The sequence below is a fragment of the Ideonella aquatica genome (assembly GCF_018069755.1).
Lineage (GTDB): Bacteria > Pseudomonadota > Gammaproteobacteria > Burkholderiales > Burkholderiaceae_C > Ideonella > Ideonella aquatica.
On the sequence record NZ_JAGQDE010000049.1, the window covers coordinates 1 to 10,515 of the forward strand.

Annotated in this window: 9 protein-coding genes and 1 pseudogene; 7 read left to right on the forward strand and 3 right to left on the reverse strand. The window is 70.0% G+C overall.

Going from position 1 to position 10,515, the window contains the following annotated elements; translation table 11 throughout:
- Positions 1–2,008 (forward strand): annotated as a pseudogene (locus KAK06_RS24610) (hypothetical protein); the annotation flags it as partial.
- Between the two features lie 240 nt (positions 2,009–2,248).
- Here the strand turns inward: KAK06_RS24610 and rpiA are convergent.
- Positions 2,249–2,911 (reverse strand): ribose-5-phosphate isomerase RpiA, encoded by a 663-nt coding sequence (gene rpiA / locus KAK06_RS23765; protein ID WP_210804659.1) that lies wholly within the window; start codon positions 2,909–2,911, stop codon positions 2,249–2,251.
- 34 nt (positions 2,912–2,945) lie between these two features.
- Between rpiA and KAK06_RS23770 the strand changes: the two genes are divergently transcribed.
- The 4 genes from KAK06_RS23770 to KAK06_RS23785 all read left to right on the forward strand — a co-directional run bounded on the left by KAK06_RS23770 (position 2,946) and on the right by KAK06_RS23785 (position 6,303).
- Positions 2,946–3,620 carry a carbonic anhydrase family protein gene (locus tag KAK06_RS23770; protein WP_210804660.1) on the forward strand — a complete coding sequence of 225 codons (675 nt, stop codon included), beginning with the start codon at positions 2,946–2,948 and terminating at the stop codon, positions 3,618–3,620.
- Between the two features lie 56 nt (positions 3,621–3,676).
- On the forward strand, positions 3,677–4,015 hold the full coding sequence (locus KAK06_RS23775) for a zinc ribbon domain-containing protein YjdM (protein WP_210804661.1): 339 nt from the start codon (positions 3,677–3,679) through the stop codon (positions 4,013–4,015).
- 83 nt (positions 4,016–4,098) lie between these two features.
- Complete coding sequence (locus KAK06_RS23780; RefSeq protein WP_210804662.1) at positions 4,099–5,244, forward strand: outer membrane protein assembly factor BamB family protein; 1,146 nt, start codon at positions 4,099–4,101, stop codon at positions 5,242–5,244.
- Positions 5,245–5,265: 21 nt separating this feature from the next.
- Positions 5,266–6,303: a quinone-dependent dihydroorotate dehydrogenase gene (locus tag KAK06_RS23785; RefSeq protein WP_210804663.1), complete on the forward strand. Its 1,038-nt coding sequence runs from the start codon at positions 5,266–5,268 to the stop codon at positions 6,301–6,303.
- Here the strand turns inward: KAK06_RS23785 and KAK06_RS23790 are convergent, their stop codons facing one another.
- The gene (locus tag KAK06_RS23790) at positions 6,304–8,088 is read right to left on the reverse strand and encodes a gamma-glutamyltransferase family protein (protein ID WP_210804664.1); all 1,785 of its coding nucleotides are present in this window, start codon (positions 8,086–8,088) and stop codon (positions 6,304–6,306) included. It lies immediately after the preceding gene.
- Between the two features lie 179 nt (positions 8,089–8,267).
- Here KAK06_RS23790 and KAK06_RS23795 point away from each other — a divergent pair, with 179 nt between their 5' ends.
- Complete coding sequence (locus KAK06_RS23795) at positions 8,268–8,780, forward strand: hypothetical protein (protein ID WP_210804665.1); 513 nt, start codon at positions 8,268–8,270, stop codon at positions 8,778–8,780.
- Between the two features lie 74 nt (positions 8,781–8,854).
- Positions 8,855–9,286 carry a hypothetical protein gene (locus tag KAK06_RS23800; RefSeq protein ID WP_210804666.1) on the forward strand — a complete coding sequence of 144 codons (432 nt, stop codon included), beginning with the start codon at positions 8,855–8,857 and terminating at the stop codon, positions 9,284–9,286.
- Here KAK06_RS23800 and KAK06_RS23805 read toward each other — a convergent pair whose 3' ends face one another.
- Complete coding sequence (locus KAK06_RS23805) at positions 9,287–10,378, reverse strand: alpha/beta fold hydrolase (RefSeq protein ID WP_210804667.1); 1,092 nt, start codon at positions 10,376–10,378, stop codon at positions 9,287–9,289.
- Between the last annotated feature and the right edge of the window lie 137 nt (positions 10,379–10,515).

Genomic DNA, 10,515 nt, shown 5'->3' on the forward strand with positions numbered 1-10,515 from the left:
GTCGACCTGGACCATCGACTACGGTCAGGGCGGCACCACCTCGCGTCTGAGCCTGCTCGGTGTGGCAGCGGGTGAGCTGAGCAGCTCGAACTGGCTCTTCTCCACGGCCGTCAGCAATGACGCGCTGGTCGGCACCAGCTACAGCGACCGAATGTTCGCTGGCCTGGGCGATGATGTGGTGTCCGGTGGCTCCGGCGCCGACTGGTTGTTCGGTGAGAGCGGCAACGACGTGCTGTACGCCCATTTCGCCAGCGGAACCGACTACTCAGACAGCAACGACACCCTCGACGGCGGCGCCGGCAATGATCAGCTCAACGGTAGCGACGGGTCGGACCAGTTGCTGGGCGGCGCTGACAACGACGTGCTCTCTGGCGGCGACAACGACGACGCGCTGGACGGGGGCAGCGGCAACGACAGCCTCAACGGCGGCTCCGGCATCGACCTGCTCAATGGCGGCGACGGCATCGACACGGCCGACTACCGCACGGCGACAACGGTAGTGACCGTGGACTTGGCTATCGTCGGCGCACAGACCGTCAGCACGGCGCTGGGTGTCGAGATCCTGCAGAACATCGAGAACGTCAACGGGGGCTCGGCCAACGACAACCTGTCTGGCAATGGCGGCGCCAACCGCCTGGACGGCGGCGTGGGCAACGACTTGATGGTCGGCCGCGCTGGCGATGACGTGTACTTGGTGGACAGTCTCTCGGACACCGTGACCGAGCTGGCGCTGGAGGGCACCGACCGGGTCGAGGCCAACCTGAGCTGGACCCTGGGTGCCGAGCTGGAGAACCTGAGCCTCACGGGCACGCTGGCGATCAACGGCACCGGCAATGGCCTGAACAACCTGCTGGTAGGCAACGCCAACGCCAACGTGCTGGCGGGCCTGGCCGGCAACGACACCCTGGACGGCGGCGCCGGCGATGACGCGATGACGGGCGGCCAGGGCGACGACCTCTACCTGGTGGACAGCACTGGCGACACGGTGACCGAGCTGGCCGCTGAAGGCACGGACACCGTTCGTTCGCTGGTGAGCTGGGCGCTGGGCGTGGGCCAGGACAACCTGGAGCTGCAGGGCGATGCCGCAATCAACGGCACCGGCAATGCCGACGCCAATCAGATTCGCGGCAACGCCGGCAACAACCGGCTCGACGGTGGCGGCGGTGCCGACGGGCTCAGCGGCGGTGCGGGCAATGACACCTACGTGGTGGACAACAGGTCCGACACCGTCACCGAGAGGTCCGGCGAGGGTACCGATGACGTCCAGTCCACGGTGAGCTGGACCCTGGGCAACAACGTCGAGAACCTGACGCTGCTGGGCAGCGCGGCCGTGGACGGAACCGGCAATGGGGCGGCGAATCGCCTCTCCGGCAATGATCGCGCCAACAAGCTGGACGGTGGCGCGGGCGATGACACCCTGACGGGCGGGCAAGGCGTGGACACGCTTCTCGGCGGCGCCGGCAACGACAACCTCAGCGGCGGCGCGGGCGCTGACCGCTTTGTCTTCCAGTCCCAAGGCAACGGGCTGGACAGCATCCTGGACCTGCGCAGCGGCACCGGTGGTGATGTGATCGACCTCAGCGCCTTTTTCGGCACCACCGCCACCAAGATCGCCGACGGCAACACGACCGGCGGCGACAACTTCGACGTCTTCACGACACCGGCCACGCTCACCGGCCAGAACGTGCTGGCAGTGGAGGGCAACTTCTCAGGCATCGCACCGACTGCTGCGCAGGTCGAGGCCTTGCTGACGGGTTTCCAGTTCAGCAACGGCACCAAGCAGGCCATCGTGGTGCATGACGTGGTGTCCGACGGCGCCTACCTGTACTTCGCCTCGGAGAGGGGGTCGGATGGCAATACCGCAATCAATGCCAACGAGTTGACGCTGTTCGCCAACGTGTCCTACGAGGCTGGGCGCGACTTCAACGGCTTGGTGGCAGAGAACTTCCTGACACTGGTCAACGTGAAGAGCCCGATGGCCGCAGACATCCCGACGCATCCCTGGTAAGCCTCGGACCCGGCCGCCAATGGCGGCCGGTGGGGCGGATCGTCCCGAACAAGCTGTGATGCCTGTCCATCGCGGCTGCTCGTCACGGCCAATGCGTCAGCATGCCGCATCGGCCATGCCAGCATGACGTACAGGCGGCCACCCGGCGTCAAGGGTTCGCGCGCCGGGCTTCGCCCGCCCTAGACCCCGGCTGACAGAACAAACACCGCCGAACCCAGTCACTCAACAGTCAAGAGAGGTCTAGAAGCCAAGCGTCTTGACGCCCTGCGACGTGCCCAGCAGGCAGACCTGGGCCTTGTGGCGGCCGAAGATGCCCACCGTGACCACGCCAGGCCATTGGTTGACCTCGGTCTCCATGGCCAGCGGGTCGGTGATCTGCAGGCCGCGCACATCCAGGATCAGGTTGCCGTTGTCGGTCACCACGCCCTCGCGGACCGTGGCCGTGCCACGGTAGCTGGCGGCAAAGCGCCGCGCCACCTGGGCTGCGGCCATCGGGATCACCTCCACCGGCAGCGGAAAGCGCCCCATCACCGGCACCAGCTTCGACTCGTCGGCAATGCAGACGAAGCGCTCGGCCAGATCGGCGACGATCTTCTCGCGCGTCAGCGCCGCGCCACCGCCCTTGATCATGCAGCCGCTGTGGTCGATCTCGTCGGCGCCGTCGATGTAGACCGGAATCGACTCAATCGTGTTGGCGTCGAACACCGGGATGCCCAGCGCCTGCATGCGCTCGGTGCTCTTGACCGAGCTGGACACCGCACCGCGGATCTGGTCCTTCATCGTCGCCAGGGCGTCGATGAAGCAGTTGACGGTGGAGCCGGTGCCCACGCCCACGATGGAGCCGGGCACCACATAGGCCAGGGCGGCCTGGCCCACGAGGGCCTTGAGTTCGTCTTGCGTCATGGCGGCGATTATCGCCGTCGGTTACGCTGGCCTGATGCACCACCTCACCCGCCGGCAAGCGCTCGCCAGCCTGGGCCTGCTGCCGCTGGCGGCCCGCGCCGACCTCTGCCGCGACGGCCGCCGCCAGTCGCCGATCGACATCGTCCCCACCGCGCAGGTGGTACTGCCGCCGCTGCGGGCCGCCTGGCAGGCCTCGCCGCTGCGCTGGGTGCATGACGGCCACACCGTGCGCGTGCGCAGCGCGCCGGGCAGCCGGCTATGGGTGGGCACGGTGCCGCACACGTTGCAGCAGTTCCACTTCCACCTGCCCGGAGGTGACCGCCTGCGCGGCGAAGCCTTTCCGCTGGGCCTGCACTTCCCGCACAAGAGCCCGTCCGGCCAGTTGGTGACGCTGGTGCTGCTGTGCCGCGAGGGTGCGGCCCACCCGGCGCTGGCGCAATTGCCCCGCCCTTGGCCGCAGGCGGGCGCGGCCGAGCGCAGCCTGCCAGGCACGCTGATCGACCCCAGCCTGTGGCTGCCTGGTGATCTGGCCTACTACCGCTACGAGGGCTCGCTGACCAGCCCGCCATGCACCGAAGGCGTGTTGTGGCTGGTGCTAAAGCAGGTGGCCAGTGTCTCGGCCGAGCAACTGGCGGCGCTGCGCGCAGTGATCGCGCCCAATGCGCGCGCGGTGCAGCCCGCCAACGGGCGCGCGGTACTGGCCTCCTGACCGTGCCGCGGCGGCAGCGACAATGTCGCTGAAGCATCACCGTCCCACCTCTGCCCATGAGCACCCTGCCGCCCTGCCCCCAATGCCACGCCGAGTACACCTACGAAGACGGTAGCCAGCTCGTCTGCCCATCCTGTGGCCACGAGTGGGACCCCGCCCAGGCCGCGGCTGAACCGGCCGCCAAGGTCTGGAAGGACGCCCACGGCAACCTGCTGCAGGACGGCGACAGCGTCACGCTGATCAAGGACCTGAAGATCAAGGGCTCATCGGCGGTGATCAAGGTCGGCACCAAGGTCAAGAACATCCGCCTGATCGACGGCGACCACGACATCGACTGCAAGATCGACGGCTTCGGCCCGATGCAGCTGAAGTCGGAGTTCATCAAGAAGGCCTGATCCGGCTGACCGCCATCTGAAGGGCCCCGGCGCGATTGACGCGCCTCAAGGGCTGGGGCCGGGTCTGCGGGCATCGTGCCGGCATGCATCTTTACCCCTCTCTGCTGCGGCCCGCACTGGTGGCTGGTCTGGTCTGCATGAGCGCCGCCATCGCGGCGCCGCGCGCCCCCGCCGAGGACGGCATCGCCGTGCCGGTCACCCCCGAGATGACCGGCGCCGGCATCGTCTCCAGTGGCGTCAAACTGCCGCCGATCCCGCCAGTCACCGGCAACCGCCGCCAGCCGGTGGCGTCCTGGGGCAAGCCGCTGCCTTACCCGATCATCGTGGCCGACCGCCGCAACAACCGGCTGATCGAGATCGCCCCCGACAAGCGCATCGTCTGGGAGATGCCCTCGCCCGACCTGGTCTACTACCGCGGCAACGAGGACGTGAACTTCTCGGCCGACGGCAAGACCCTGGCCGTCAGCGAGGAGGACAACTTCGACATCCACCTCGTGGACTACGACAGCCGCACCGTCACCTGGACCTGGGGCATCCCCAACCGGCGCGGCAAGACCGGCCGGCTGATGAACTACCCGGACGACGCGCACCTGCTGGACGACGGCCAGTTCCTGACCGCCGACATCCGCAATTGCCGGGTGCTGATCGTCAACCCCAAGACCGACCAGATCAGCACGCAGTGGGGCCGCCCCGGCCAGTGCAAGCACAACCCGCCGCACACGTTGGCCTGGCCCAATGGCGCCACGCCGATGGACAACGGCGACATCCTGGTCAGCGAGATCACCGACGCCTGGATCTCGCGCATCAGCCGCAGCGGCGAGGTCCAGTGGAGCGTGCGCGCCCCCAAGATGCGCTACCCCTCCGATGCCTTTCCCACGGTGGATGGCCGCCAGGTCATCGTGGCTGACTTCGCCAAGCCCGGGCGCATCATCATCTTCGATCCCTCCACCGGCAAGCCCACCTGGGAGTACTTCGAGACCAGCGGCGAGAAGATGCTGGACCACCCCTCGATCGCCCGCGAGCTGCCCGACACGCATGACATCCTGGTGGTGGACGACCTGCGCAACCGCGTGCTGGTGATCGACCGCCAGACCAAGGCCATCATCTGGCAGTACGGCGTGACCGACACGCCAGGCCATGCGCCGGGCCACTTCAACTACCCCGACGGCGTGGACATCGACGTCTTCCGCGACTGGCGACCCACCGCGGCTGCGGCCGCGAAGAAGTGACCTGAGACAATCCGGGCCACCATGGCCCTGATTCCGTACGCCCTCACCCGCCCCATCCTGTTCGGGATGGATCCCGAAGCCGCGCACGAGCTGACACTCGATCAGCTGGCGCGCTGGCAGAACACGCCGCTGCAATGCCTGTGGTCGCAGCCGCGGGTGAATGACCCCGTCACCGTGGCCGGCCTGCGCTTTCCCAACCGCGTGGGCATGGCCGCCGGCCTGGACAAGAACGGCCGCGTGATCGACGGTCTGGGGGCGATGGGCTTCGGCTTCATCGAGGTGGGCACCGTCACGCCCAAGGCCCAGCCGGGCAACCCGAAGCCGCGCATGTTCCGCCTGCCGGCGAAGAACGCGCTGATCAACCGCCTGGGCTTCAACAACGAGGGCCTGGACGCCTTCCTGGCCAACGTGCAGCGCGCGCGCAGCTTCCGCGCCAGCGGCGGCATCCTGGGCCTGAACATCGGCAAGAACGCGGTCACCCCGATCGAGAACGCGACTGCCGACTACCTGAGCTGCCTGGACGGTGTCTACCCGCACGCCGACTACGTCACCGTCAACATCAGCAGCCCCAACACCAAGAACCTGCGCGCGCTGCAAAGCGACGAGGCGCTCGACGGCCTGCTGGGCGCGCTGGTGGAGCGCAAGGCCGCACTGGCCGCGCGCCTGGGCCGCAGCGTGCCGATGTTCCTGAAGATCGCGCCCGACCTGGACGAGGACCAGGTGCGGGTGATCGCCGCCACGCTGAAGAAGCACGGCATGGACGGCGTGATCGCCACCAACACCACGATCGCCCGTGACGCGGTGCAGGGCCTGCCGCATGCTGACGAGGCCGGTGGCCTGTCGGGCGCGCCGGTGCTGGAGCCCAGCAACCGGGTGATCCGCCTGCTGCGCGCCGAGCTGGGTGCGGGCTTCCCGATCATCGGCGTGGGCGGTGTGCTCAGTGGCGATGACGCGCGCAGCAAGATCGCCGCCGGGGCCGACCTGGTGCAGCTCTACACCGGGCTGATCTACCGCGGCTCGCCGCTGGTGCGCGAGGCAGCGCTGGCGCTCAAGCGCTGATCAGTCGCCGACCACCACGCCTTCGCGCCGGGGGTCGGCACCGCCCAGCCAGCCACGGCCGGCCGGGTCGCGCTGCAGCACATGGATGCCGCTGGGGATCTCGTCCTCCTGCACCTGCTGGCCCCGTGCGCGCAGCCCCCGCACCACCTCGGGCGACCAGCGGCCGCGCTCCAGCCAGCTCAGCGGCGTGTTGAAGTTCAGCAGGTGCGGTGCGTCCGCCGCCTGCTGCGGCGTCAGCCCCTCGGCCAGGCCCTGCAGCGTGCCGGCCACGAAATGGATGATCGCGCCGCCGCCGGGTGAGCCCAGCGTGGCCAGCAGACGGCCGTCGCGGCGGTCAAAGACCAGTGTGGGCGACATGCTGGAGCGCGGCCGCTTGCCGCCCTCGGCGCGGTTGGCCACGGGTCGGCCGTCGGCGCCTGTGGGCTGCATGGCAAAGTCGGTCAGCTCGTTGTTCAGCAGGAAGCCGCCGGGCAGGCCGGTGCCGCCGTCGCACAGCAGGCCGCTGCCAAAGCCCGCCTCGATCGTGGTGGTCAGCGCCACCGCACGGCCCTGGGCGTCGACCACGCTGATGTGGCTGGTGCCGTGCTCGGGCTGCGACGCCTGCGGCGCGAACGCCAGGCGGGCGCCCCCGGGCTGACCGGGGCTGGCGGTGCCCATCGCCCGGGGCTGGATCAGGGCGGCGCGCTGGCGCAGGTAGGCGGGGGCCAGCAGTTGCTGCCAGTCGCCGCCAGGGGCCTCGACAAAGGTCGGGTCGGCCAGGTACTGGGCACGGTCGGCATAGGCCAGGCGCGCGGCCTCGATCCAGCGGTGGGCGCGTTCGGTGGGATCGGTGCTGGGCGGCAGCGCGTCCAGCAGGCCCAGCAGCTGCATCACCGCGATGTGGCCGCTCGACGGCGGCGGCATGCCGCAGACCCGCCAGTCGCGCCAGTCGGTGCAGATCGGCTCGCGCAGACGCGGCTGGTAGGCGGCCAGGTCGGATTCGTTGAGGGTGCCGGGGCGCTCCGGGTGGTGCTGCACGCGCTGGACGATGGCGGCGGCCACCGCGCCGCTGTGCAGCACGTCGGCCCCCTCGCGGGCGACACGGCGCAGCACCGCCGCAAGCGCCGGATTGGTCAGGCGGTGGCCCACCGGCCAGGGCTGGCCCTGGGCGTCGAAGAAGAAGGCGCGGGCCGCCGGGTCGGCACGCAGCTGGGCGCTGGCGGCGATCGACTGGTGCAGCCGCAGGCTCACCGCAAAGCCCTGCTCGGCCAGCTCGATGGCCGGTTGCACCAGGCGCGCCCAGGCCAGGCGGCCGCCGCGGCGGTGGGCCGCCTCCAGCATGCGCAGCGTACCGGGCACCCCCACCGACCGCCCGCTGGCGATGGCCTGCGCCATCGGCAGCGGCCGGCCCTGGGCGTCCAGGAAGAGCGCGGGCGTGGCGCCGGCCGGTGCCGTTTCGCGACCGTCCCAGGCCTGCAGTTGACGGCCGTCCCAGCTGAGCAGGAAAGCGCCACCACCCAGGCCGCTGGACTGCGGCTCCACCAGGGCCAGCACCAGCTGAGTGGCGATCGCCGCGTCCAGCGCGTTGCCGCCGTCGCGCAGGACCTGCGCGCCGACCTCGGCCGCCAGCGGGTGCGCGGCCGCCACGCCCTGGCGCTGCAGGGCCCGGCCCGCCTTGACCTGGGGCGCGGTGGCGATTTCCGGCGCCTCCCAGCGGGAGGGCGGGGCCTGGCAGGCCGGCAGGGCCAGGGCACTCAGCAGCAGGGCCAGCCAGGTCCGCCCGTGGCGCCAGAACGTCCGATTCATGCGCCCGATGCTACGCCGCAACCCCCCTTGTCCGCAGGGGAGCCCCGGGACAGTCGCCCCATGGATCCCGGTCGGCGGTGTCACCAACGGGACATCCGACCCGCGACGCGGCCGTCCCCCGGATTGACGATGACATCACCGCGCCACGCCGGCCCGGCCCACCCACCAGGAGCCCGATGATGAACACCCACCCCCTTCTCTGCGCCGTCGCCTTCGCCGCCTCGCTGGCGGGCGCGTCCACCGCCCAGGCCGCCAATGGCTGGCAGATGGTGGCCTCCGGCTGTACGCCCGCACCGGCCAGCGCCAAGCTGCTCACCGTCAGCACCAAGACCGGCGCCGTCAGCTTCAAGGACGGCAAGACCGGCACCGCCGCACTGATCTGCCCGATCAACTACGAGTTCACCGGCACCAATGTGCTGGACCAGCTGGAGGTCCAGGCGCTGGACGCGACGGCCAATGGCTCGGTGCGCGCCACGCTGGTGCGCAAGAGCAAGACCACCGGGTCGATCGAGACGCTGGCCAATGTCGTCAGCGTCGACGCCACCGGCGTGCAGAACACCCTGATCGGCTTCACCCCGGCCTCGATCAACTTCTTCACCCACGCCGCCTATGTGGTGCTGCAGCTCAGCCGCACCGACCCGGCCGCCGACGTGCAGGCGCACATGGTGCACCTGAGCCGCTTCATTCCCTGATTGCTCACCGGCCCGCCCGGGCCTTCTTCACCACCCTGCCGGATCCCGGCTTCTTCACCCAGAAAGGAACGACCATGAACACCTCCCTCATCACCCGCGCCGCCGCTGCCCTGCTGCTGGGCTCCGTCGCCGTCCTGGCCCAGGCGGCCGATGTCAACGGCAGCTCGCGGGCCCAGGCCCAGAGCGACGTCAAGCCGATGTTCAAGCCCGGCAAGCCGCGCGTCTGGGACGCGGTGGTGTCGGACACGGGCGTGCTGCAGCGCGGCGGCGCCATCGGCGCCTCGGCGGTGAACACCAGCGGCGCCTACCAGATCGACTTCCCGGTCGACGTGACCCAGTGCAGCTTCGTCGCCAGCCTGGGCAGCGTGGACATCGGCACGCCGGCATCGGGCCAGGCGGTGACCGCCCGCCGCGTCGGTGCGGCGAATTCGGTCTTCGTGCAGACCACCGACGACGCCGGCACCCGCGTGCCGCGCGCCTTCCACCTGGTGGTGGTCTGCGCCTGATCAGCCGCGCCCGAAGCCGGCATCGCGGGCGCGCACGATGGCGCGCGCCCGGTTGTCGGCACCGATCTTGTCGAAGATGGCGGTGATCTGGTTGCGCACCGTCTTCTCCGACAGCCCCAGGGCCGCGGCGATCTGCGCGTTGTCGCGGCCCTGGGCCATCAGCTCCAGCACCTCGCGCTGGCGCGGCGACAGGCCGCCGAAGTCCACGGCGCCGCCACTCTGACCGGGACGCGGCGGCAGGAAGGCGTCCACCGCCTGCCACCAGGCCTGCCAGCCGGGTTCGGTCTCGAGCAGCAGGTGGTTGCCGCTCTCGATCACCACGAACTGCGCGCCGGGGATCTGCGTGGCCAGCAGCCGCCCCTCCTCCAGCGGCACGCGCACATCGTGGCGGCTGTGCAGTACCAACGTCGGGCAGCGCACCTGGGGCAGCAGCGCCTGCACGTCGATGCTGGCGAACACGCGCATGAAGCGCGCGGCATTGGCCGGCGAGGTGGACAGCCGCTCCATCTCGTTGAACCAGGCGTGCTGCTCGGGCGTGCCGCCGGGAATGAACTGGGTGGTGAAGAACTGTCGGAACGACGGGTCCTGCTTGCCCCAGCCCAGCTCGGCCAGGCGGCACATCATCTCGGCCTCGTCACGCGCCTGTGGCGAATCGGCGCGCACCAGCCGGCCACGCGCATAGCCGCCATGCAGCACCAGATGCGAGACGCGCTCGGGGTGGCGCACCGCATAGGCCACCGCCACCGCGGCGCCCTGCGAGATGCCCAGCAGCGCGAAGCGCTCCGGCGCACCCACCGCATCAACGACGCATTCGAGGTCGTCCACCCAGTCGTCAAAGCCCAGCGAGGCGACGTCCCAGTCCGACCAGCCGCAGCCGCGTTCGTCATAGCGGACCAGGCGCGTGCGCTCGGCCAGCGCGCGCAGCAGACCGCGCCAGACCGGGCTGTCCCAGTCGGCTTCCAGGTGCGACAGCCAGGTGGCCGCCTTGATCAGCACCGGCTCACCCTGGCCGGCCACCGAGAACGCCAGACGGACCCCGTCGGCGGTCTGGGTGAAGCGGATCTGCTGCTGCGAAGGCACCGGCGGGGGCATGGTCAGAGACTATTGAGCCGGCATCAAAGTGTTGAACTCAAGCCGCATACCGAACCGGCTCATGCTCGAAGTAGCTCTTGATCCGCTCGGGCTGCCTCTGCACGCTGCGCAGGTGGCGCGCCGCGGCCTTCACAAGT

Coding starts and splice junctions, on each gene's coding strand:
- rpiA (WP_210804659.1), bottom strand. CDS start 2,911: ATGACGCAAGACGAACTCAAGGCCCTCGTGGGCCAGGCCGCCCTGGCC.
- KAK06_RS23770 (WP_210804660.1), top strand. CDS start 2,946: ATGCACCACCTCACCCGCCGGCAAGCGCTCGCCAGCCTGGGCCTGCTG.
- KAK06_RS23775 (WP_210804661.1), top strand. CDS start 3,677: ATGAGCACCCTGCCGCCCTGCCCCCAATGCCACGCCGAGTACACCTAC.
- KAK06_RS23780 (WP_210804662.1), top strand. CDS start 4,099: ATGCATCTTTACCCCTCTCTGCTGCGGCCCGCACTGGTGGCTGGTCTG.
- KAK06_RS23785 (WP_210804663.1), top strand. CDS start 5,266: ATGGCCCTGATTCCGTACGCCCTCACCCGCCCCATCCTGTTCGGGATG.
- KAK06_RS23790 (WP_210804664.1), bottom strand. CDS start 8,088: ATGAATCGGACGTTCTGGCGCCACGGGCGGACCTGGCTGGCCCTGCTG.
- KAK06_RS23795 (WP_210804665.1), top strand. CDS start 8,268: ATGAACACCCACCCCCTTCTCTGCGCCGTCGCCTTCGCCGCCTCGCTG.
- KAK06_RS23800 (WP_210804666.1), top strand. CDS start 8,855: ATGAACACCTCCCTCATCACCCGCGCCGCCGCTGCCCTGCTGCTGGGC.
- KAK06_RS23805 (WP_210804667.1), bottom strand. CDS start 10,378: ATGCCCCCGCCGGTGCCTTCGCAGCAGCAGATCCGCTTCACCCAGACC.